Below are 23,165 nucleotides of genomic sequence, written 5' to 3' on the forward strand. Positions count from 1 at the left end.
TTATGCGTAGGGTATTCCTGTTCTTAGTGGTTATAAAGAAAATATAAGTTTAGGTCTAAAAAAAAATAGCGTCACTAAACTTTTGTTAATTTGTAATCGTACATATTTGTAGTTTTAAAAAAGTAAGAATTTACTATCTTTTTAAAAAATAAGCACAATTGAAATATTTCAACCGCTTTTCACCCTACTCAACACCCATTTTATCTAGTAAAATGAGTGGTTTGCTTATGGACAGTTATTTTTGTTTGTTTGCTCACCGAAACACCCCTTGTTCCTATGAGAGATTCATTTAAATTCCTACTTCTTGCTTTTTTTATCAGTGCAACCTTAAGTTCACAGGTAAAAATCGGAGATAACCCTCAAAATATTGACCCCAGTTCTGTTCTAGAATTGGAAAGTACAGATAAAGTCTTGGTCATTACAAGGGTAACCACAGCGCAAATGAATGCCATTGTGCCTAGTTCGGGTGCTTTATGTTTCAATACTGATTTGCAAAGTGTACATTACTACAATGGTACACAATGGGTGAATATTGGTGGTAGTGGCGGAACAGGCGGAACTTTAACTGCTGATGAAATTATCAACGATCAACCCACAATTGTAATTACCTCAACGGCTACTGGAAGCAATTTCGAAGTAGCTCCAGAAAGTATTACTACAGAGCAAATAGATGATGGAACAATTAATGGAATAGACATTCAACCGAACTCAATTGGCCCAGGACTTATTCAAGATGGTTCTGTTACGCAAGTCAAGTTGTCTGAAAATTCTGTTGGTCCTGATCAATTGGACAGTGACATTATTGGTGTAAGTGTTTTCAATAATGATGCAGGTTATATAACCGCAGGTGATGTTAATGTTGTAAGTGGTGATGCTGGTAATGTCTTAGACCCTAGACCTGATGGCGCTTTCTATGATGATTCATCTTTGCAAATGGCAATTGATCAAAATACCGATGCCATTGCTTTAGATACTGATCAAAGTGAATCTAACGAAATTCAAAACTTAAGCCTGAATGGTACTGAGATTGGTTTATCGCAAACGGCTGGCACAATAGACATAGGTCCGCTTATATCTGCCGGAGGTTCTGATAATCAAAATCTAACATTGACTGGAAATGAAATTGAAATTGAAAATGGAAATACTATTGATTTAACCCCAATTTTGGGTTCTGGCGGAACTGATAATCAGAATCTGACATTGACTGGAAATGAAATTGAAATTGAAAATGGAAATACTATTGATTTAACACCAATTTTGGGTTCTGGTGGAACTGATAATCAGAATCTGACATTGACTGGAAATGAAATTGAAATTGAAAATGGAAATACAATTGATTTAACACCAATTTTGGGATCTGGTGGTGGTAATCAAAATCTTTCAAGTGTTTTAGGTGAAGGTAATGATGCCAATGCTAGTGGAATTACCAACTTGACAACGGATGGAATGGACAATACCGCTGCGGCGAATGTTGGTTTTGTAAATGCGGCTATTGCTGCTGGAACCACAACCCTAAATGACGGAACAATCTTAATTGGTGATGCTTTAAATGCGCCACAACAATTGGCAATTAGTGGCGATGCAACTATGATTAATACTGGGGTCTTAACCATTGCAGATGACGCAATAGATACTGACAAAATTGAGAACGCCACTATTTTAGCGGAAGATCTGAACGATATGGGCGCTACCAATGGCCAAACACTTAAATGGAATGAGGACGCGATAAGTCCAGGTGTGGGCGGTTGGGAAACGGGAGATCCTGTTAGCCATACCGGAACAGCGGGCTCAATCTTTTTCGCTGATGCAACCGACCCCTTTGGCCCCACAGAAAATAACGCAGAGTTGTTTTGGAATAATACCAATACGAACCTCGGACTAGGAACAAATACCCCCAACCCTTTGGCTAAAATGCATATCGCCAAAGCCGATGTTGGTAATTTGTTTTATGGTCTTGAATTACATAACCTCAGCGGTGTTGATGCGGGAGGTTCTGCTGCAGGAATACTTTTTTCAATAGAAGATTTAGATAGCTTTGGAAAAGGTGCTATTGCTTATGAAAGAAAAGGCATTTTTGGAAAAGGAGACTTCCATTTTCTTCAAAACACAGGAAGTTCAACAGCTAACCCCTCTCTTGCTGATGCCGTTATGACCATAAAAAATGATGGCTTTGTTGGTATAGGCACCACTGAACCTAAAGCCACTTTACACGTTAAGGATGATACCGGACCTAATCTTTCGTACGCTTTAGAAGTACAAAAAGTTAAAGGGGGTGATTCGCCAGGCTCTGGAAATTCGACAGGTATATTATTTGCTGTTGAACAAGCTGGCGATTTTGGAAAGGGTGGTCTTGTATTCGAACGCATGGGAGCCTTTGGCGTTGGAGATTTTCACTTTCTACAAAATACTCTAGCAGATACTTCTGTTCCTGAATTGACTGATAAAGCATTTTCAATCACTAGGGATAAAGATGTTATTCTCTACGGAAATGTTATAGACAAGAATAACATCGGCGGAACCCCTTCAGCGACGTCACCACAAAATAATTGGGTATTAACAAATACCCCAAGTGGTACGCAATGGGCAGCACCATCTGGCGGTCTTCCAAATACAGCAACAAATGGGCAAGTATTGACTTGGGATGAAGATGCCCTTGGTACAATGCCAAACGTAGGTGCTTGGGTAGCTGGAGCTGCACCTATTCCTACAGGAACAGCTGGTTCTATTTTCTTTTCCGATGGGATGGGCGGATTGGTCGAAGATGCAGCACAGATTAGTTATGACAATACCGGTAATAGATTAAATCTTGGAGGAGGGTTTGCCAGCGAGGAACAGAAACTAAATGTAAACGGAAATGCAAGAGCAACCGCATTTTTAGGAGCTGTTAATGGGTCGAATCCTGCGTTTCGTTTTTTCAATGATGCTGACACAGGAATGTACAGTCAAGGTGTTGACCAGTTAACCCTTAAAGCGGGAGATCAAAACATTCTTACAGTTAGAGAAACTGCCGGAAATGGAAATCAAATTACGGCTAATGGAGCCCTAGAACTTGAAGAAGAACTAGTTGATATTACTGGAAATGTGGGTGTCGCTGGCCAAGTTCTAAATTCAACAGGAGCTGGAGTCGCATGGAGTGAGCCAGTAATATTTTCAATGGGTAAAATAAATCCTGATGGAACCAATAACATAAATGGTGCGGCATTATCCGGAAGTGCGGGAAATTATGCCATAACTTTTCCCTCTATGAGAACAGATGCTGATTATATCATTCAACTAACTGTTACTGGAGATTATCGAATTTTTGTAACTAATCAGACAGCTTCAGGGTTTGAAGTGTCTATCTTAAATAGCGATGGGAGTCCATTAATGAGTCCCCTACCAATCTGGTATTATACAGTTTCTGATTTTTAGAAAACCTTTATCATGAAAAAAACACTATTCATACTATCTTGTCTTATAACGATTAGTGCATCAGCACAAACCACCGCCCTATACAACTCTGGCAATATGCAGATTCACGATGAAGGTCAAATTGGTTTTCATACCAACCTCATTAATGATGGTTCGTTTGATGAAAATTTAGGCTTAGCTGGGTTTTATGGTGAATTTCCATTGAATGTTTCAGGAGCCTTTGCTGCTACCTTTTTTGATTTAGAGATTTCCAATTCAAATTTTGTGAATTTGAGTACGGCTTTAAATTCAAGGAATAATACCAACTTTATTATGGGTGACTTTGTTACAAATCGCTCTCAAACAGATACGTACCTTAATTTCTTGCAAAATGCAACCTCAAATGGCAGTGGTGATTTTTCAAAGGTAGATGGTTACGCCGCTGCTAGTAATCAACAAAATTTCACTTTTCCAGTGGGAGACACAGAACAATTGCGCCCGTTGGTGATGAATTCAACTGCAGTGAATGTGTTTGCCAAATGTGCTTACTTTTTTGAGGATCCCAATAGTCCATCTGCCTTTCCATCTTCTTTTAATACGAGTATCAAATTAAATTCTATTGATGCTATCAGTACGGTGGAGTTTTGGCGTTTGGAAGGTAGTGTTCCGTCTTTTATTCAAATAAGTTGGAATGACCAAAGTAATATTTCTGCGTTGGTGCCCGATATTGCTCAGCTAGGTATTGTTGGTTGGCAAAAGTCTACTAACCAATGGGTTAGCCTAGGAGGTACTGATGGAATAGGAGACCTTTCTCAAGGTTTTATTAGTTCGGCCAGTTTCATACCTGATGAATATGAAATTATCACCTTTGGTAATAGTTTTGAAGAAGACTCCGAAATAACTGAGTTAATAAATCCAGATGATTTTTTGGTAACTCCTAATGGAGATGGAGTTAATGATGCCTTGATAATTCCGGAGACAGATTTATCCCCCAACAATTCGATTCAGATTTTTGACCGTTATGGTTTGAAAGTATTTGAAATGAATAATTATACGAATGAATTTACTGGTTTCGCAACCACAAATAATTTTGTGATTTCCAAAGACAAAGGGCTTGCTTCTGGGGTTTATTTCTATATTCTCACTTTAGACGATATGAACCTTAGTTTTCAGGGATTTCTGTATCTGGCGCGATAAAAATTCCTTTTAAGACCCATAATTATGGGATAAAAAACAAGATTTCGACTACTAAAAATCCTTCTATTTAGCGGTGAAATATTGTATTTTGTAAGTTATAGACTACATTATTTGTTGTATTCACAACAACTCCGTAAGCCTAGACAACATATAGTTTTACGGTCATAGTTCTCCTATTAGCTTTGTTCTTATTAGGAACTACTTACGCCAAATGAACTTTTACAGATTACTTTTCTTCATTCTTATGATAACATCTACCTCCGCAATTGGACAGGTCAAGGTCGGTGATAATATCAATTCTATTGACGGTAGCTCAATACTTGAACTCGAAAGCCGTAGCAAAGCACTCGTAATTACTCGTTTGACAGATGCGGAGATGAATGCCATAACACCTTTAAATGGTGCACTGGTCTACAACACAGATCTCAAGTGTATTTTCGTATTTGAGGGTGCTGTTTGGAAAAGTCTTTGTAACTCCGAAATATCGGTAACTACCTCACCAACATCACCTTTAAATGCTACCCCAGGTGACATTTGGATTGATGAAACTGATAATAGTGTTTATGTCTGGGATGGTAATTCTTGGGAGCAAATACCCACAAACACCCGAAGTGGAATTGGCGAGCCCGCAGATGACCCATTAAGCAACCCAGTACCAGGAGATATACATGTAGATTTGAGTACTGGTGATATTTACACTTATGATGGCAATAATTGGATAGATCAAACAATCACTGCCGACAACGGATTAAGCCAAACACCAAACAAAAAAATTGAACTTGGCGGAACATTGACCAAACCCACTGAAATTATAGCAGATGCTAATAATACCTTGGCCGTTGCCGGATTAGAGGAAGTAATCGATAACAACAATCAAATTGTAACCGTCGAACCGACTACTGGGGTTTTGAGAAAAACCCCAGTTTCTGCCTTTCTTCAACAAGAAGAAATACTCATTATCGCTAACGAGGCTCAAACACAGTTTACTCCTCCTCTTTTGGTCACCAGTTCAAAAAAAATCAATGTGTATCGCAACGGAGTGAAGCTTGGTTATACAGTAGTAAATAATAGCACAATAGAACTGGAAGCCCCAGTTTTTTGCTATCAAAATGATGAAATCAGAATCGTACAATTTTATTAAAAAGAATAGTAAACAATAGAAATAACAATTATTAAATAAACCCCTTTATCATGAGAATTTTAAATTATCAAAAACTAGTAAAAGTCGGCGTCTTTGCTATCGCCATGTTGACATTTGGTCTTGCAAGCGCACAACAAACCACGGGTGATGTGGCAAAAGAAGCTGACATTGTACCCGGAACTACGGCCCTTGACGGAGCTGTTCGGGTAATTGACAACAAGGGTACCATTAAGTACCTACAATCTAAAAATGGAATTACCATGCTTTCGAATACTACTGCCGATGTAACCACAACTACCTGGCAATTGGGTGGAACCCTTACTGATGGCACTATTATAGATGTTGATGGCAACGTTTTCGCTATTGATGGTATTCCATTAGTGGATATTGCAACTGAAGATGCCTCGACCGACGCAACTGACGACTCAACCTCTGCAACCGCAACAGGCACAGGTTACACAATCTTAGTACGTGATGAAGCTACAGGTGAAACTAAAAAACTGCTTGCTACAGATTTATTAGCAAGTGGTCACGAAAGTTTTACTGCGACAGCCGGTCAAACTGCTTATCCTCTAACAGGTGCTCCTACACTACCTGATTTCAGCAAAGTTTGGGTGTTTCGAAATGGAGCAAAACTCATCGCAAATGTTGATTACACGGTTGCAGGTTCAGATGTAACTCTGGTTCCAAATGCAACTGTACCTAATGATTGGGCAGTCTATGCAGGGGATGTAATTGAAGTACAATTTGTAAAATAGGTAACCTAAGATAATTGGGTATATCATTTATAGACTGGAATATATTTGGGGATATCTCTATATGTCAAAATATATTCTGGTTGTAAATAAGGCCCTTGTAAACCCTTTGAATTCTAATATCCCAGTTTATCAAGTCTATGTTGATAACGAGGATAATAAATACTAATGTCAAAACTGAATCACATTCGAATTTCCAGAAAGCTCATTTTTGGCCTCCTTGCATTATTTATGCAATTCTTGGTCAATGCGCAAGAGGAAACAGTTATTGACAATAAGGGAACGCTTATTACGGTTAAAAATAATGTGGTCACCACGGCGGCAGTAGCTCCGACCAATCCTATTGAAGATGATATCTGGTTTGACACCATCGCTGGAGAGGTTAAAGTCTATGACGGCACCGTCTGGAAAAACATTGCCCACACAGGTACTATAGGATCAATTTTCTTTGCCGGAACTGACGGCACCCCAACGGAAGACAATCCCCAACTTTTTTGGGATAATACTAACAATAGACTAGGTGTCGGTACTAATTCACCCACCAATAAATTAGAAGTTGCCGGAGCGACTCGCACACAGGGCGTTCTTAATTCTAATGGTACTGCCGGTGAACCCTCTTACCGATTTTCAAATGACACAAACACAGGGTTATTTAGGCCTGCAGCTGATGAAATAGGATTTTCTGTAGGCGGTATAGAAGCCATGAATATTGATGAAACTACGGGTAATACCACGGTGACCATTAATGAAACCATAGATTTAGATGGACCCTTGCTCGATGAAAATGATGCCGCGGGAACCGCAGGGCAAGTATTAACTGCTACTGCTACAGGAACGGTTTGGGCAGATGCAAGCCCCATAAAGGCAATTGGAAAAGTATCTGCCGCGGGCGCAGCCATTCGTATTACACCAGGAGTTACAGTGAATCGGCTGAGTCGGGGTTATTATAGAATAACCTTACCAGCAGGTCTAGTAGCCGACGCCAACTATATCATTCAAGTCTCACAGCTAGGACGTGGTGGTGCAGGAAATGACGATCCTGGAATATCCTACAATAATCAAAACACAACATTTTTTGATGTAATTGTAGGGGATAATGATAATGGTGGAACTGATAGATCAAGGTTCGACGGCGAGTTTATGTTTACCATCTTAGACTTATAGCATGAAAAAACTTCTTTTTTTAGTGTTCTTGGCAGGGAGTGTCCATTGTGGTATGGCCCAAATTGAACCGGAGCTCTTGGTGAATATCACTTCTGCTACCTCCGCAGAAATGCTAAACATTACAACAGAAACAGAGGGAGCATTGATTTTTAATACCAATGATAAACGTATCTACGAATTCGATGGTACCAATTGGCTTCGGCTTGAAGTAGAAGGCAACGCCTTAGTAGAGAGTAAAACGGAAAATTACCAAATTACAGCACTCGATGCTGGAAAAGTTTTTGTTTTTAATAGCGCCGCCGACGTGAGTTTGACAATTCCAAGTGGTTTATCCGTAGGGTTTAATATTAGTGTATATCAAATTGGAGATGGACAAGTAACCGTAATAGGAGGTGCGGGAGTTACGATAAAAAATCGGCTATCCAGATTCAAAACTGCAGGAAAAGATGCTGGAATGGGATTAATCTGCACAGCAACAGATGTTTTCCATCTTACGGGAGACTTAAAAAAATAGCGGTCATGAAAAAATTGCTTCTATTCTTTTTAATACTCCAACTTACCAGTATTTCTGCACAAGTTGAAAATTACAACCTGTTTCCATCAATGGCACCCAGTCATCTCCTTGACGACAAACTTGAAGATATCAGTTTTGCCTTTGGTTTACGCGTTTTAGAGTCAGACTACAACGGACCTTTAATTCGTTTACGCCGAGCAAACGATAATTCTGAAATGGATTTTTTTTGTAGAGACGATGATAAAGTAGATATTGAGGCTATTAACACTTGGCGAAACGGTGCAAATGTCTTCGTTACCAGATGGTACGACCAAAGTGGTTTGGGGCGAGACGCCTTCCAAACAACAACTTTTCGCCAACCTAGATTTATTCCGGACGCAACGCAACCCTATTGGGCAGGTGATGGCAATGATGTTCTAATCGTACCTGAAAACTTTCAAAACCTGACGGAATCAGGTAAAAACGGAAGTGTCTTGGGAATTTTTTATGCGACCGATAGGTCTCAGATACCCTTCGGGGTAATCTCAGGAGGAGAACGCTGGTTGGTACATATCAATTGGAATAACGAACAATGCTATTTTGATCCGGGATATTGTTGTAATAATCCCAGGTCATTTATAAACAATCTACCCACACATCCTACAAACCCAGGAAGCTTAAATGCTTGGGACCAATACTCCTTTGTTCGTCGCGATAATCCTTCAAACACTAATGTCGATAAGGTTATTTTACGCTTAAAAGGGGTTCAAAAAGCAAATGGAAACTTTCCAAATAACCAGTCTTGTAATCTTACTTTCAATTTTGGTTTAGGATCAGCAATATCAAATAGCTTTAATACACCATCTCAAGGCAGCACAACTCGTTTTGCCGAAATAATCATGTATAAAGTAGGTCTTCAAGATGACCAAATTGATGCCATAGAACAAAATCAAATCACCTTTTGGAACCTATGAAAAAGCTATGTTTCGTTATTCTATGTATAGTTGGGCTACATAGCTCAAAAGCCCAAGAAGCACTTCATAATTATGGGTTTTTAAAAATTCATGAAATGGGCGCAATAGGTTTTCATCACGACCTCATCAATGATGGTATTACAGATGATAATCAAGGCCTAGCAGGTTTTTTTAGCAATGAGAACATAATCATCTCAGGAGCATTTAGGCCCATTTTTCGTGATATGGAAATTATGGTGAACAAAGACCTCTTTCTAGAAATAGGCGTAGGAGTCACCAACAATACCAATTTTATTTTAGGTGACGTAGTTACCCCAAGAAGCCTTCCTTACCTTAATCTCGATTATATAAATGATGCATTTTATAATGGCGATAAGAATGTAACCAAAGTAGATGGTTATGCTGCACTTGCTTCGAAAGGTGACTTTATTTTTCCCATCGGATATGGAGATCGGTTAAGACCCTTAGAAATAATATCCAAATTTGATATTCCTCGAGCTAGAAGTGCCTATTTTTTTGAGAATCCAAATTCACCGTTAACTTTTAATACATCATTCGACACAAACAGTTACGAAGCAATTCTAACTTCAATAAGCAATGAGGAGTTTTGGGATCTAGATTCGGAGACAATTTCGAGAGTACGCTTAACTTGGACGCCCGAAAGTCAAATCCAAAACTTAGTAAATACACTTGATAATCTTAGAGTAGTAGGGTGGCATAAGATTGACAGAGAATGGAAGAACCTCGGAAATATCGCCATAAGTGGAGATTTTTCAGAGGGATACATTTCTTCGGATATATTTCTACCAGATGACTACAGTATCATCACTTTTGGAGGGGGCTTCACACCAAATGACGTTCAACTTGCCAACTACATACTAACACCAAATGGTGATGGCACAAATGATTTTTTAGTTTTTAAAGAGATTGCTCTTTCCCCAAATAATCAACTTGAAATTTTTAATCGATGGGGAAGATTGGTCTACAACGTCGAGAATTATACAAATTCCTTTCAGGGAAAAGCCAACGTAAGCGCAGTTGTAGAAAAGAATACAATCTTACCTGCTGGGATATACTTCTACATTCTTCAGCTTTCAGATATTGGTATTACACATCAAGGATACCTATATATAACCGATTAAAAACAGCCTTTCATTGTAAAAGCGTGGTATTCTAACTACTTTTAATATTCTGAGCACATAATACATTGCGTTTGGCAACGTTTTTGTATTAATCGCTACAACAGTTAAAACCAACGGTATGGAACGTAGATCATTTATCAAAAGAAGTAGTATTTCAGGATTGGCCTTGGCGTTAGCTCCAAGTCTTGCATTCACAAAGGAAAAAGATTTTGAATACTCCATTCTTGAACTTATGGGTAAGGCCGATATTGAACTTTATGGCAAAGATATCAATCTTAGAGCCCAAGCTCATGATGCTTTTGTCGAAATGAAGAAAGCCGCGTATAGTGATGGTATTGACTTAAAAGTAGTTTCTAGTTACCGAAATTTTGCTCGACAGGAAGCAATTTTTGAGCGGAAATATGAGCAATTTACTGAAGAAGATGGAATGGAGCCCATGGCAGCGATTGACAAAATCATCGAGTATTCCACTATTCCCGGCACGAGCAGACACCATTGGGGGACTGATGTTGATATTATCGACGGATATCCTAAGGCTGAGGGAGATGTTTTGGTTCCTTCAAAATTCGGAGCAGGTGGACCTTACGAGAATTTCAAAAAATGGATGGATGAAAATTCAAAAACCTTTGACTTCCATCTTGTTTACACCGATGAACCTAAAAGAAAAGGTTTTAAGTACGAGCCTTGGCATTATAGCTTTGCACCCCTTTCCGTTCCTATGTTAACAGAATTTAGAAGAAAAAATATTCTTCAACTTCTAGAAAGAGAGACCTTTTTAGGTAGTGAACACTTTACAAACGGATTCATTAGAACCTACATTCAAAACAATATTTTAGACATAAATAAAGAACTTTTATAGGTCTTTTATAGCTTTTTTGTACCTTCCTTTCTGTTATTAACACTACACTACCATGAACAGAGGAAGTTGGAAAATTCGAATATTTATTGGCTTGGCCATTGTTGCCTTCGCGTTTATTAAGAAATGCAACAATACTGAGGAGAATCCGTATACGGGCAGATCTCAACATATTACCATGTCGCCAGATCAAGAAATTGCCATTGGGCTTCAAAGTGCGCCTGAAATGGCACAACAACACGGCGGACTATACCCCGATGAGCGTCTTCAGGCCTATGTTGATCAAGTAGGTCGAAAGTTAGTGCAGAATAGTATTGCAAGAGAAACTCCTTATAAATACGACTTTCATTTATTGGCAGATGATAGAACTATCAACGCGTTCGCCCTACCTGGCGGGCAGTGTTTTATTACTTATGCTCTGTTCAAACAATTGAACGAAGAACAATTGGCAGGGGTACTCGGCCATGAGATTGGTCATGTGATTGGAAGGCATTCTGCAGAACGTATAGCATCTAGTGAATTTTGGAGAACGGCTACAATGGGCGCTACTGTAGGCGCTGGAGATATTGGCAATGTTGTTGGAGGAATAGGGCAAAACACATTACTAAAAAATGGTCGCGGTGACGAACTGGAAAGTGACGAATTGGGAGTTCTTTTCATGATTCAGTCTGGCTACAACCCAAATGAAATGATAGAAGTTATGAAGATTTTAAAGGCAGCTGCTGGGCCAAATCGAGTTCCCGAATTCCAAAGCACACATCCCGATCCGGAGAATCGTATTGAGAAAATTAAAGAGGCAATAGCCAAATACCAAGGTCAATCTTAGTGTTAAAAATCTGTAAACTATTGTCAATCAGTAAGTTTTTCTGTATTTTTCGTATATCCTAAAATCTTTACACCGTCTCAAATTTAACCCTTATAGCTTTCATTAATAACTCGTACTGATCCAAAATTTGGAGGTCTCAGTATTTTAATAAAACTATAATGGGAACACTATCACACTTTAGTAATCTGTACGTAAAGGCATTTGAAGATTGCAAACCAGTAGCAATTGTCATTTTGTTGAAGGTATATTCAATATTTTCGGCGCTCATGATTTTGATGGCAATTTATGCCTTATCTGACCGTGCATTTAATGGTTGGGATTTCTAATAAAATAGAAAAACTTTTATTTGAACATATGTTGAACTGATGATTTATTAGAATTTAAAAACCCGTTTTCCTCGTGGCGAACGGGTTTTTTGATTGATGAATAAACATTCTAGCTATCAAACAGTATTTTTAAGTACTTCGAGTACTTCTTTCGCATTCGAAAGTTTCGCATGCTTGACAATCGTCCAACCTTTATTACATTTAAGGGTAAGGTCAGCTCCATTGCTAATTAACACCTCCAAAATCTCGGCTTTATTATAACGAGCTGCAAAAATAGCCGGTGTCATTCCTAAAGACTTGGCATTCACATCTTCCCCAAGGTCAATTAAACGCTTCACAGTATTTATATCCCCCTTCATAATTGCTTTACAAAAAGTACTTAATTCCCTTTTTACAACTAGTTCCGTAACATCTTCATTGTTGTTACTTGTTTCAGTTTTGGCAACAGCATCTGTTACCAATAGCATACAAAATGCCACAGCAGTCAAAATCGTTTTTTTCATGATGAGTGAATTTAGACCCGCTTACGGCGGGTGGATTGATGAATAAATTATGATTATATAAATATAGACTGCGTCTATAGGTTTTTGTGTCATGATTAACAGTTAAATAACTAAAGTTTAACATCTAATGAAAATTCTTTGAGTTTTATTTAAGACTTAATAAAAGTGGCAACGAAAATCAAAAAAGCTTTTCAAATTAGTAGCGATACAAGTCAAATCATGGTATTTTTGAGATTCCAATAGAAATCGAAATGAACAAAAAAGTAATATTGATGATTTTGGATGGATGGGGCAAATCTCCAGATCCCAAAGTGTCCGCCATAGACAATGCAAATACATCTTTTATAGATGGGTTATATACCAAATATCCTAATGCACAGCTTCGTACAGATGGACTGCACGTAGGTTTGCCAGAGGGCCAGATGGGTAATAGCGAAGTTGGTCATATGAATTTAGGTGCAGGTCGTATTGTATATCAAGATTTAGCAAAAATCAATTTAGCTATTGAAAAGGGTACCTTAAAAGATGAAAAAGAGCTCGTTGATGCACTTCAATATGCTTCCGAAAACGATAAAAATGTTCATTTCTTAGGCTTACTTAGCGACGGCGGGGTACATGCGCACACCAGTCATTTAAGAGGATTTATTGATGCAGCAAACAAGGCTGGAGTAAACTCTTTTGTTCATGCTTTTACCGATGGCAGAGATGTTGACCCTAAATCTGGAAAGGGGTATGTTTCAGATTTAGAAAAGTATATCGAAGGAACAAATACGAAGCTAGCCTCAATAACAGGCCGTTATTATGCCATGGATAGAGATAACCGTTGGGAACGTGTTCACCTAGCCTATGATGCTTTGGTTAATGGAATTGGAACAAAAACATCAAATGCGACTGAGTCAATTCAAGCTAGTTATGATGCCGATGTCACGGACGAGTTTATCAAACCTCTAATTCTTACGGAAGGTAATGTACCCGTAGCTAGCATTCAAAAAGATGATGTAGTTATCTTTTTCAACTTTAGGACAGATCGAGGTAGAGAATTAACGGAAATGTTGAATCAAAAAGACTTCCCAGAGTACAATACTAAAAAAATAGACCTATACTACGTAACCATAACAAACTACAGCGATGCTTTTGAAGGTATTAAAGTTATATTCAACAAAGACAATATTGAAGAAACGCTCGGTGAAGTACTAGAAAAAGCGAATAAAACACAGATTAGAATTGCCGAAACCGAGAAATATCCTCACGTTACATTTTTCTTTTCTGGTGGAAGAGAGGAGCCTTTTGAAGGCGAATCGAGAATATTAAAAAGCTCCCCTAAAGTGGCTACCTATGACTTAAAACCAGAAATGGCTGCTTTCGAATTGACAGATGCCTTGACAACCGAGCTAGAAAAAGAAACTACAGATTTTGTATGCTTAAACTTTGCAAATGGAGATATGGTTGGTCATACAGGTTCTATGCCTGCCGCTATAAAAGCTTGTGAAGCTGTTGACACCTGTGTCGAAAAAGTAATTACTACGGGTTTAAAACATGGCTATACAACCTTATTGATTGCCGACCATGGCAACTGTGAAACTATGATAAATCCTGATGGTTCTCCACATACGGCCCATACTACGAATCCTGTTCCATTGATTTTGATTGACAAGGAATTAAAAGAAATCAAAGATGGCGTATTAGGAGATGTAGCACCAACAATTCTAAAATTGATGGGTGTTCCGCAACCAGAGTTAATGACACAAAAACCATTGGTCTAGACATTTCTTGCAAAAACTTTACCTTTGCCGACTATGATTATCGTAAAAACAGCTGAAGAAATAGAATTGATGCGCGAAAGCGCTTTAATCGTTTCCAAAACCTTAGGTATGTTGGCTAAAGAGGTTAAACCCGGAGTAACTACATTGCAGCTAGACGCACTAGCCGAAACCTTCATTAGAGACCACGGAGGTGTGCCAGGTTTCTTAGGTTTATATGACTTTCCGAACTCACTTTGTATGAGTCCGAATGCTCAGGTGGTGCATGGTATTCCAAATGAGAAACCTCTTGTTGAGGGTGATATCATCTCTATTGATTGTGGAGTATTGAAAAATGAGTTCTACGGAGATCATGCGTATACTTTTGAAGTGGGTGAGGTAGACCCAGAAACCAAAAAATTGCTTGATGTAACTAAGGAATCTCTATACGTTGGTATTCGTCAATTCAAAAAAGGAAACCGTGTTGGTGATGTAGGTTATGCCATTCAGAAGTTTACAGAAGACCATGGGTATGGTGTTGTACGCGAATTGGTAGGTCACGGACTAGGACGTAAAATGCACGAAGACCCTGAAATGCCCAATTACGGAAAAAGAGGCAGAGGTAAAAAATTTGTGGAGGGAATGGTTGTTGCCATTGAGCCAATGACCAATTTAGGAACGCGACGTATCAAACAACTAAAAGATGGTTGGACTATTCTTACTGCGGATGCAAAACCTAGCGCTCACTTTGAACACAATGTTGCCTTAGTTGATGGAAAACCAGAGTTATTATCCACTTTCCAATATGTCTATGAAGCGCTTGGAATTCAAAGTGATGTGGAAGAAGAATTCCGCCAGAAAAAACTTCAGCTCTAGAGGCATAGGATGAAGAAACTTTTCAAATACATCCTGAATACCATTCCGAGACCTTTATTGATTAAGCTAAGTTATTTGGCGAGACCAATCCTAGCTTTTTCTATGCGGGGAAATACTCATGTTGACCCAATTGATGAAAAGCAGTTTAAAAGCTTTTTACCTTATGGTTATGAAAGTCCTAGAGAAAATGTTTTATCTCCTTCTACCCTATCTCTCGAGCGCCATCGCTTGTTATGGTTGTATTTAAAAAACGAGACAGATTTCTTTACGGCTCCCTTAAAAGTTTTACATTTTGCACCTGAGCAAGCCTTTTACAAAAGGTTCAGAAAACTAACAAACCTAGACTATACAACTACCGATTTAAATTCTCCCTTAGCAGATGTAAAAGCTGATATTTGTAACCTTCCTTTTGAAGATGCTTCTTTCGATGTTATTTTTTGTAATCATGTTTTAGAACACATTCCCGATGACACGAAAGCAATGCGGGAACTCTATCGGGTTTTAAAACCAGGTGGATGGGGTATTTTTCAGATTCCGCAGGACTTGAATAGGGCAATTACTTTTGAAGATGATAGTATAACGGATAAAAAAGAACGTGCTAAAATCTTTGGTCAGTACGACCATGTGCGCATTTATGGGCGAGATTATTTTAAAAAATTACGAAGTATTGGGTTTCAAGTAAAGGAAGTGGATTACACTGCTTCAATGCCTCCAAATGAAATCGAAAAATATCGCCTTGCTAAAGGAGAAATAATTCCGCTTGTTTATAAGAATTAACGCTCAATAAATTAGTAGTATTTCATCGAATTTACTCTGCCCTTTACCGATTTGACGTGCTTTTCATCGGCTTTTGTTGTACTCTTATCCTACTAACCAAGCTATTGAAAAATGATTAAAAAATTACTCCTTTTTGTACTCCTATTTTCCTTTTACACTGTTTTGGCCCAAGAGCCCAATCGCACCTATGTGCCCGACGATGCCTTTGAACAAGCTTTAATCGATTTAGGATATGATGATGTTTTAGATGATTATGTGTTGACAAGCAATATCAATACCATTACCGATTTAGACCTTACTAATTCTAACTTGAATAGTATATTGGGTATTGCAGATTTGACAGGTATTGAAGAATTTATGTCACTAAAAAAACTCGACTTATATTCTAACCGATCACTTTCTTCGTTAGATGTTACAAATAACAAGGAACTAGAAGAATTAGATATTTCTGAAACTGGAATTTCGGATGTCAATGTAGCACAAAATCTAAAGTTACAAACATTTTATGCATTCGAAACCCCATTAGAGAGAATTGATGTAAGTCAAAATTTAGCACTAAAAATTCTTTATATACAATGGTCACAGATTAGAGAAATTGATGTCTCAAACAATCTCAATTTGGAGGAGCTAACTGTTAGGGGCGATGCCATATCTACGATAGATGTATCCGATAATATCCTCTTAAGACTTCTAAGTATTGAGGATACTTTTATTACTGAAATCAATCTTTCAACAAACATAGATTTAGAGTATTTAGAACTTTCTGGTAATGAATTAAAATCTTTAGACCTTACTAAGAATACTTCATTGAGATTTTTAAATGCCCGCCGCAATGCATTAACCTGCATTCAGGTAGCTGATTTAAGCGCAGCTAATCAATGGGAAACCTATATTGATGATGATGACACTTTTTCAACAAACTGTGGCAATACTTCAAACGAACTTACATTTGTACCTGACGACAAATTTGAACAAGCTTTAATCGATTTAGGGTATGATGATGTTTTAGATGATTATGTGCTTACCAGTAATATAAATACTATCAAAGAATTAACTGTTAGAATCGTCGGACCTGATGTACAAGATTTTACAGGTATTGAAGATTTTACTGCCCTAGAGTATTTTGATTGTTCTTCAAACTCGAATACCGAACTTGATGTTTCAAAACTTACTCAATTGAAAACATTAAATTGTTATAACACCAATCTTTCTGAAATAGATCTTTCAAATAATCTCAAACTTGAATTTCTTAATCTGACTGGTAATACCAATCTTTCTGAAATAGATCTTTCGAATAATCTAAAACTGGAAACAATTTATCTATGGTCAACTACTCTTCCTGAAATAGATCTCTCTAAAAATATTAAACTTAAATCACTCTCTCTAGGGTTTACTATTTTTTCTGAAATAGATCTTTCTAAAAATATTGAACTGACGGACCTTATAATAGCAAATCGCAACCTTAAAGTATTGGATCTAACGAACAACACCTTATTAAAAAATCTTGAAATGGGGTTTGACAATTATGGCAACCATTTAGGGTTTATAGAAGAATTATACTTACCCGAAAATGCATTTATGGATAGGCTTAATATATATAGCTCAAAACTTAAAACGCTAGATCTATCAAAGACCAATATAGACGTATTATCGCTTTCAGGAGGTAATCCTGATTTAACCTGTATTAAAGTTGCAGATGTTGATATAGCCCTTGCTCAAAGTAGATGGTATAAAAATGATGAAGCTGAATATTCTTTAGATTGTTCGGCAACAGATACTTGTACCGCAAACGGCACCATTCTTATGGAGCGCTATGACAATATAAACGGTTCGGCCATATCCGATTTGCTTAATGCGACAAATTATCCCCATACTCCATCTCTCAGCTCTGAATTGACTTCGTTTGAGATACAACGAAACCAAGGAGACAAATACGGCGTAAGAGTAAGTGGATATCTTTGCCCCCCGGAAACAGGCACTTATTATTTCTATATCGCCGGCAATAATCACACGGAACTAAACTTAAGTACAACAGATGATTCGGCAGACAAAGTGCGCATTGCACATCACAAATCTTGGGCCAGTAATCGACAATGGGACAAATTCGCAACGCAAAAATCTCAAGGAATTTCTTTAGAAAAAGGGAAGCGCTACTACATAGAGGCTTTAATGAAGGAGGCAAGTGCAGGTGATAATCTTGCCGTTGGATGGCGAAAACCAAGCGAAGGTGATGGTACGGTAGCTTCTGAGGTAATTCCTGGTAGTGTGCTGTCACCTAGGGCAAGCGATTTTATTCCAGTTACAGGAATATCGATTTCCCCTTCCCTTACTATTTCAGAGAATGAAATAGCTTCGATTTCCCCTTCGGTTTCACCTTCTAACGCAAGCTATCCATCTGTAAATTATATTGTTAGTGATGCATCGGTGGCCAGCGTGGATACCAACGGACTTGTTAAAGGCGTTTCGCAGGGCACAGTTACAATAACGGCTAAGACCAATGACGGTGGTTTTACCGCACAGGCGGTTGTTACTGTAATTGCTGGCAACCCAAGCACATGCAATGCTAGTGGCACCATTCTAATGGAACGTTACGATGAAATTGGCGGTTTAACCATATCAAACTTGCTGAACGCAAAGAATTATCCGGATAATCCTTCTAATAGTTCAGAACTTTCAATTTTCGAGATTCCAAAGAACCAGGGTGATAATTATGGAGTGCGAGTACATGGTTACCTATGTCCACCAGAAACAGGAACCTACTATTTCTACATAGCTGGTAATAATCACACAGAGTTAAACTTAAGCACAACAGAAGATTCGTCAGACAAAGTGCGCATAGCACATCACGAATCTTACGCTAGTAATAGGCAATGGGACAAATTTGCAACACAAAAATCTCAAGGGATTCTTTTGCAACAAGGGAATAGATACTACATAGAGGCCTTAATGAAAGAAGATGCTTTTGGAGATAACTTAGCCGTCGCATGGCGCAAGCCAAGTGACGGCAACGGCGAAATGCCAACAGAGGTCTTACCAGGAAGTGTCTTGTCTCCTTTTGCGAATTCAAGTAAATCCCTAACAGCGATAGTTTCAGAATTACCCAGCCAAGACAAAAATGAGCCTGACCTTACGATTAGTCCTAATCCGGCCTCTACTGAAGTAAATGTTGTGGTCAGCAATTTTGCAGATGTTGCCGAAATTGAATACACCATCTATACTCTTTCCGGTATTGAAGTACTTTCTTTAAAGGGATATACGGGGCAAATGATAGATGTTAGTTGGCTGGCAAAAGGAACGTATCAACTTGTAGCACGTTCAGGTTCATGGTCAAAAGCTAAAAATCTGATTGTTAGGTAATGTCGCTTTGACGTGCTGTAAACGCATTTTAGACACTTTAAAGTAGGGTAGTTCTATTTGATGATTAGTTCTTTAAAACCTTCAGTAATAAACTCTTGGGTTTCACCTCTTTCGTCAAAATATATTACATAGGCATCCAATGCGCTCTGATTGCTTAAGAATTTAATCGTATCGTCTATATCCATCGCCATAAAAGCGGTAGCATAGGCATCTGCCTCGGCGCAGGTATCTGCTAAAATATTTACACCTAAAATTTTTCCATTTTTGGTAAAGCCTGTTTTAGGGTTTATGGTATGTACGTATTTCTCTCCGGTAAAGGAGTCAACCCTAAACTTGCGGTAATTACCTGAAGAAGCCATGGCTCTATTTTTCAGCTGAATTGATACTTTTGCCCGCTCCGCTTCTGGGTCTTGAACTCCGACGCCCCATGGTCTTTGATTTACAACATTCTTTCCTTTGGCCACCAGCTCTCCTCCTACCTCCAATAAATAATTTTGGATGTTCTTTTTATCCAACAGCAAGGCCAGTCGGTCAATGGCATATCCCTTGGCAATAGCGTTAAAATCAAAACGGATATTTGCATTATTCTTTCGAATAGTTTTGGTAGGAGTTAATCTGACTTTATCAAATCCCACATACTGCATCAAACTATCTACTCGTGTGCTGTCAAGTAAAATTTCTTTTCCAGGTCCAAAACCCCAGGCGTTGACAAGAGTGCCAACAGTCGGGTCGAAATATCCATCAGTTTTTTCGTAAATCTCTTTCGATAGTTGAAATACTTCTTGAAACATCTCATCAACAACTACCGTTGAATCTGCTCGATTTATTTTCGAAATATCAGAATCAGGAATATAAGTGGACATCGATTTATTCACCGTAGCAAATACGGAATCGATTTCTTTCTGATAGTCCAGTTCTTGATTCGCCAAATAGATAATGTTATATGACGTGCCCAAGGCTCCCCCAACGTTTTGGTTTTTATAGATTTTGGATTCTTTTGGGGTGCAAGAGCCTAAAAGAAAAACCATGAGTAGAATCAATAGATTCCCGCCTACGCGGGAATGACAATTAGATTTTAACCAATCCATCATAATCAACGATATATTCTTCATTCAAGTAAACTGGTAAATTGTAATCAGATGCATTCACCAAACCGACTCCGGCATAAAAAGTATCCGCTTCAAAATTTAGGGCATGATCTCGCATCTTATTCAAATCGGCACGAAAGAATTCAATATCTTTTGGATCTCCGGGATATTCGATACTTTTTACAACCACAAAGCTCAACTTTTTATCCTTGGTACAAACAAACTGCGGATTCTTCTTCAACTCACTATTAACCGCCAAAAATTCGTAGCCGGCCTCTTCCAATTGTTTTCCAACAATATTCATGGCTAAATTATGAAGCTCTTGTTCTGTTAGTGGTTGCATTTTTACACCTTCATTACTCCCTCCTTCTTAAGAGGCAAACTATCATTATAAAAAAACCGATAGGCTAGCTATCGGTTCTTGTTTTATATATTATTTAAACATCCGTATAGCAAGCCTTCTACTGCGCTCAGGATGGCATTCCAATAATTATCCTCCAAAGTCATCAAATCGGATATGCTCATCTGGAATTCCGAAATCCTCACCCATTTTCTGTACGGCTTTGTTCATCAATGGTGGTCCACAGAAATACAATTCAATATCTTCAGGAGACTCATGATGATTCAGATAATTGTCAATTACACAATTGTGTATAAACCCGACGAAACCATCACCAGGAGCATCTATATTCTCTTTCACTTTCCAATTGTCCTCCTCCATAGGCTCAGAAAGAGCTAAGTAGAACTTGAAGTTCGGGAAGTCTTTTTCCAATTGATAAAAATGGTCTAAGTAAAACAATTCTCGTTTCGAACGACCACCATACCAATAGGTTACTTTTCTATTCGTTTTTAATGTTTTGAACAAGTGGTATAAGTGCGAACGCATCGGCGCCATACCAGCACCACCACCTACATATAACATTTCTGAATCAGATTCATTAATAAAGAATTCACCGTAAGGACCTGAAATTATAACATCATCACCTTCTTTTAATCCGAAGATATACGAAGAAGCTACACCAGGATTTACATCCATCCAACCGTTTTTGGAACGATCCCATGGTGGCGTTGCAATACGTACATTCAACATAATCTCTCTTCCTTCGGCAGGAAAAGAAGCCATTGAATAAGCTCTCTCTACTGTTTCAGGGTTTTTCATCACCAAAGGCCACAAGTTAAACTTATCCCATTCTGCTTGGAATTTATCAGGAGTATCATGCTCTTCTGGGTGTGCTGTGATATCCATATCAGCGAATTTCACTTCACATTCTGGAATTTCGATTTGAATGTATCCACCAGCTTTGTACCCCATATCCTCAGGAATCTCAACAACGAATTCCTTGATAAAAGATGCTACATTGTAGTTACGAACTACTTTTGCTGGCCATTTTTTTATTCCGAATACTTCCTCAGGAATGGTAATTTCCATATCCTGTTTTACTTTCACCTGGCAAGCCAGACGAGCTCCTTGATTTAATTCTTTTTTAGAGAAGTGAGGCGTCTCTGTAGGCAGTGCTTCTCCTCCACCGGAGATAACATGGCATTCGCATTGAATACAAGTTCCACCTCCACCACAGGCAGAAGGCAAAAATACTTTTTGATTTCCTAAAGTGGTAAGCAGTGAACTGCCTGAACTTACTTCGATTTTCTTCTCACCATTGATAGTAACCGTCACTGGACCCGAAGGAGACAACTTCTGCTTCGTAAATAAAAGCAAAGCCACGAGTAGCATTAACAAAAGTAAAAATGCGACTACTGTAATTCCGATTGTACCAAGTGTACTTGTAGCTAACATCATATTAATTCTGTATTATATCGTTATAAGAAACCTCTTTTTCGTCGATTCCTGCCTGTCCGGCTGGCAGGTCTTTTAAATCTTCTTTTTTCTCTTCTTCAATAGTTTGAACTGTTGTATCCTCAACCTCTGCAGGAGCTTCATCACCACCTGTCAACATTCCTCCAAAACTCTGGAAACCAATTCCCATCAATCCAGTAATAATAAAGGTTATTCCCAAACCTCTCAAGGGAGCAGGAACATTGGAATATCTAATTTTCTCACGGATTGCTGCAATTGCTAGAATCGCTAAGAACCAACCGATACCAGAACTTACTCCGTAATTCAATGCTAAGCCTAAGGTTTCTATTTCTCTCGCTTGCATAAATAAAGAACCTCCTAAAATTGCACAGTTTACTGCTATCAGTGGCAAAAATATCCCCAGGGAATTATAAAGCGATGGAGAGAACTTCTCTACCACAATCTCAACCAGCTGCACCATTGTAGCAATGGTAGCAATGAAGAGAATAAAGGATAAAAAACCTAGGTTATAATCCGCGTACTCTTCTCCTAACCAAGCCAAGGCACCATCTTGTAATAAATACTTGTCTAATAACCAGTTTAAAGGAACCGTAACCGCTAAAACGAAAATAACTGCTGCTCCTAAACCCACTGCAGTGGCAACTTTTTTAGAAACCGCCAAGTAAGAACACATTCCCAAGAAGACAGCAAATACCATGTTGTCAATGAAAATGGATTTAAAAAATAATTCAATATGTTCCATCAT

The 23,165-nt window shown here is 38.4% G+C and carries 20 protein-coding genes; 15 read left to right on the top strand and 5 right to left on the bottom strand.

Annotation, left to right across the window (positions count from 1 at the left end; genetic code table 11):
• Window positions 1-276: 276 nt before the first annotated feature.
• The 11 genes from ACKWCD_RS17990 (at window position 277) to ACKWCD_RS18040 (ending at window position 12,264) form a co-directional block, all read left to right on the top strand.
• Complete coding sequence (locus ACKWCD_RS17990; protein ID WP_413985357.1) at window positions 277-3,411, top strand: beta strand repeat-containing protein; 3,135 nt, start codon at window positions 277-279, stop codon at window positions 3,409-3,411.
• Between the two features lie 12 nt (window positions 3,412-3,423).
• A complete protein-coding gene (locus ACKWCD_RS17995; protein ID WP_413985358.1) occupies window positions 3,424-4,587 on the top strand; it encodes a gliding motility-associated C-terminal domain-containing protein in 1,164 nt (387 codons plus the stop codon).
• Between the two features lie 244 nt (window positions 4,588-4,831).
• Window positions 4,832-5,728, top strand: coding sequence for a hypothetical protein (locus tag ACKWCD_RS18000; RefSeq protein ID WP_413985359.1), 897 nt, complete (start codon window positions 4,832-4,834; stop codon window positions 5,726-5,728).
• Window positions 5,729-5,778: 50 nt separating this feature from the next.
• Window positions 5,779-6,486, top strand: a complete 708-nt coding sequence (locus ACKWCD_RS18005; RefSeq protein ID WP_413985360.1) for a hypothetical protein — start codon at window positions 5,779-5,781, stop codon at window positions 6,484-6,486.
• Window positions 6,487-6,651: 165 nt separating this feature from the next.
• Complete coding sequence (locus ACKWCD_RS18010) at window positions 6,652-7,647, top strand: hypothetical protein (protein WP_413985361.1); 996 nt, start codon at window positions 6,652-6,654, stop codon at window positions 7,645-7,647.
• A gap of 1 nt (window position 7,648) precedes the next feature.
• Complete coding sequence (locus ACKWCD_RS18015) at window positions 7,649-8,161, top strand: hypothetical protein (RefSeq protein ID WP_413985362.1); 513 nt, start codon at window positions 7,649-7,651, stop codon at window positions 8,159-8,161.
• A 5-nt stretch (window positions 8,162-8,166) separates the two neighbouring features.
• A complete protein-coding gene (locus ACKWCD_RS18020; RefSeq protein ID WP_413985363.1) occupies window positions 8,167-9,114 on the top strand; it encodes a hypothetical protein in 948 nt (315 codons plus the stop codon).
• On the top strand, window positions 9,111-10,256 hold the full coding sequence (locus ACKWCD_RS18025; protein WP_413985364.1) for a gliding motility-associated C-terminal domain-containing protein: 1,146 nt from the start codon (window positions 9,111-9,113) through the stop codon (window positions 10,254-10,256). Before ACKWCD_RS18020 ends, ACKWCD_RS18025 begins: the two co-directional genes overlap by 4 nt.
• Before the next feature lie 118 nt (window positions 10,257-10,374).
• A complete protein-coding gene (locus tag ACKWCD_RS18030; RefSeq protein WP_413985365.1) occupies window positions 10,375-11,115 on the top strand; it encodes a M15 family metallopeptidase in 741 nt (246 codons plus the stop codon).
• A 52-nt stretch (window positions 11,116-11,167) separates the two neighbouring features.
• Complete coding sequence (locus ACKWCD_RS18035) at window positions 11,168-11,938, top strand: M48 family metalloprotease (RefSeq protein WP_413985366.1); 771 nt, start codon at window positions 11,168-11,170, stop codon at window positions 11,936-11,938.
• 158 nt (window positions 11,939-12,096) lie between these two features.
• The gene (locus ACKWCD_RS18040) at window positions 12,097-12,264 is read left to right on the top strand and encodes a DUF6747 family protein (protein ID WP_413985367.1); all 168 of its coding nucleotides are present in this window, start codon (window positions 12,097-12,099) and stop codon (window positions 12,262-12,264) included.
• A gap of 116 nt (window positions 12,265-12,380) precedes the next feature.
• Here the strand turns inward: ACKWCD_RS18040 and ACKWCD_RS18045 are convergent, their stop codons facing one another.
• Window positions 12,381-12,767 carry an ankyrin repeat domain-containing protein gene (locus ACKWCD_RS18045; protein ID WP_413985368.1) on the bottom strand — a complete coding sequence of 129 codons (387 nt, stop codon included), beginning with the start codon at window positions 12,765-12,767 and terminating at the stop codon, window positions 12,381-12,383.
• Window positions 12,768-13,018: 251 nt separating this feature from the next.
• Between ACKWCD_RS18045 and gpmI the strand changes: the two genes are divergently transcribed.
• From gpmI to ACKWCD_RS18065, 4 genes are all read left to right on the top strand, one after another.
• Window positions 13,019-14,530, top strand: coding sequence for a 2,3-bisphosphoglycerate-independent phosphoglycerate mutase (gpmI, locus tag ACKWCD_RS18050; protein ID WP_413985369.1), 1,512 nt, complete (start codon window positions 13,019-13,021; stop codon window positions 14,528-14,530).
• Window positions 14,531-14,563: 33 nt separating this feature from the next.
• Window positions 14,564-15,382 (top strand): type I methionyl aminopeptidase, encoded by an 819-nt coding sequence (gene map, locus ACKWCD_RS18055; RefSeq protein ID WP_413985370.1) that lies wholly within the window; start codon window positions 14,564-14,566, stop codon window positions 15,380-15,382.
• Between the two features lie 9 nt (window positions 15,383-15,391).
• Window positions 15,392-16,159, top strand: a complete 768-nt coding sequence (locus tag ACKWCD_RS18060; RefSeq protein ID WP_413985371.1) for a class I SAM-dependent methyltransferase — start codon at window positions 15,392-15,394, stop codon at window positions 16,157-16,159.
• A gap of 111 nt (window positions 16,160-16,270) precedes the next feature.
• Window positions 16,271-19,516 carry a PA14 domain-containing protein gene (locus ACKWCD_RS18065; RefSeq protein ID WP_413985372.1) on the top strand — a complete coding sequence of 1,082 codons (3,246 nt, stop codon included), beginning with the start codon at window positions 16,271-16,273 and terminating at the stop codon, window positions 19,514-19,516.
• A gap of 53 nt (window positions 19,517-19,569) precedes the next feature.
• On the opposite strand, the gene ACKWCD_RS18070 is transcribed toward ACKWCD_RS18065, so the two are convergent.
• The 4 genes from ACKWCD_RS18070 to nqrE form a co-directional block, all read right to left on the bottom strand.
• Window positions 19,570-20,628, bottom strand: a complete 1,059-nt coding sequence (locus tag ACKWCD_RS18070; protein WP_413985373.1) for an FAD:protein FMN transferase — start codon at window positions 20,626-20,628, stop codon at window positions 19,570-19,572.
• Window positions 20,585-20,947, bottom strand: a complete 363-nt coding sequence (locus ACKWCD_RS18075; RefSeq protein ID WP_413985374.1) for a Na(+)-translocating NADH-quinone reductase subunit F — start codon at window positions 20,945-20,947, stop codon at window positions 20,585-20,587. Before ACKWCD_RS18075 ends, ACKWCD_RS18070 begins: the two co-directional genes overlap by 44 nt.
• Window positions 20,948-21,094: 147 nt before the next feature.
• Window positions 21,095-22,402 carry an NADH:ubiquinone reductase (Na(+)-transporting) subunit F gene (gene nqrF, locus ACKWCD_RS18080; RefSeq protein ID WP_413985375.1) on the bottom strand — a complete coding sequence of 436 codons (1,308 nt, stop codon included), beginning with the start codon at window positions 22,400-22,402 and terminating at the stop codon, window positions 21,095-21,097.
• 1 nt (window position 22,403) lies between these two features.
• Complete coding sequence (gene nqrE / locus ACKWCD_RS18085) at window positions 22,404-23,165, bottom strand: NADH:ubiquinone reductase (Na(+)-transporting) subunit E (RefSeq protein WP_413985376.1); 762 nt, start codon at window positions 23,163-23,165, stop codon at window positions 22,404-22,406.

The sequence above is a fragment of the Maribacter taeanensis genome, assembly GCF_047345145.1.
Lineage (GTDB): Bacteria > Bacteroidota > Bacteroidia > Flavobacteriales > Flavobacteriaceae > Maribacter_C.

Coding starts and splice junctions, on each gene's coding strand:
- ACKWCD_RS17990 (WP_413985357.1), top strand. CDS start 277: ATGAGAGATTCATTTAAATTCCTACTTCTTGCTTTTTTTATCAGTGCA.
- ACKWCD_RS17995 (WP_413985358.1), top strand. CDS start 3,424: ATGAAAAAAACACTATTCATACTATCTTGTCTTATAACGATTAGTGCA.
- ACKWCD_RS18000 (WP_413985359.1), top strand. CDS start 4,832: ATGATAACATCTACCTCCGCAATTGGACAGGTCAAGGTCGGTGATAAT.
- ACKWCD_RS18005 (WP_413985360.1), top strand. CDS start 5,779: ATGAGAATTTTAAATTATCAAAAACTAGTAAAAGTCGGCGTCTTTGCT.
- ACKWCD_RS18010 (WP_413985361.1), top strand. CDS start 6,652: ATGTCAAAACTGAATCACATTCGAATTTCCAGAAAGCTCATTTTTGGC.
- ACKWCD_RS18015 (WP_413985362.1), top strand. CDS start 7,649: ATGAAAAAACTTCTTTTTTTAGTGTTCTTGGCAGGGAGTGTCCATTGT.
- ACKWCD_RS18020 (WP_413985363.1), top strand. CDS start 8,167: ATGAAAAAATTGCTTCTATTCTTTTTAATACTCCAACTTACCAGTATT.
- ACKWCD_RS18025 (WP_413985364.1), top strand. CDS start 9,111: ATGAAAAAGCTATGTTTCGTTATTCTATGTATAGTTGGGCTACATAGC.
- ACKWCD_RS18030 (WP_413985365.1), top strand. CDS start 10,375: ATGGAACGTAGATCATTTATCAAAAGAAGTAGTATTTCAGGATTGGCC.
- ACKWCD_RS18035 (WP_413985366.1), top strand. CDS start 11,168: ATGAACAGAGGAAGTTGGAAAATTCGAATATTTATTGGCTTGGCCATT.
- ACKWCD_RS18040 (WP_413985367.1), top strand. CDS start 12,097: ATGGGAACACTATCACACTTTAGTAATCTGTACGTAAAGGCATTTGAA.
- ACKWCD_RS18045 (WP_413985368.1), bottom strand. CDS start 12,767: ATGAAAAAAACGATTTTGACTGCTGTGGCATTTTGTATGCTATTGGTA.
- gpmI (WP_413985369.1), top strand. CDS start 13,019: ATGAACAAAAAAGTAATATTGATGATTTTGGATGGATGGGGCAAATCT.
- map (WP_413985370.1), top strand. CDS start 14,564: ATGATTATCGTAAAAACAGCTGAAGAAATAGAATTGATGCGCGAAAGC.
- ACKWCD_RS18060 (WP_413985371.1), top strand. CDS start 15,392: ATGAAGAAACTTTTCAAATACATCCTGAATACCATTCCGAGACCTTTA.
- ACKWCD_RS18065 (WP_413985372.1), top strand. CDS start 16,271: ATGATTAAAAAATTACTCCTTTTTGTACTCCTATTTTCCTTTTACACT.
- ACKWCD_RS18070 (WP_413985373.1), bottom strand. CDS start 20,628: ATGAAGAATATATCGTTGATTATGATGGATTGGTTAAAATCTAATTGT.
- ACKWCD_RS18075 (WP_413985374.1), bottom strand. CDS start 20,947: ATGCAACCACTAACAGAACAAGAGCTTCATAATTTAGCCATGAATATT.
- nqrF (WP_413985375.1), bottom strand. CDS start 22,402: ATGATGTTAGCTACAAGTACACTTGGTACAATCGGAATTACAGTAGTC.
- nqrE (WP_413985376.1), bottom strand. CDS start 23,165: ATGATGGAACATATTGAATTATTTTTTAAATCCATTTTCATTGACAAC.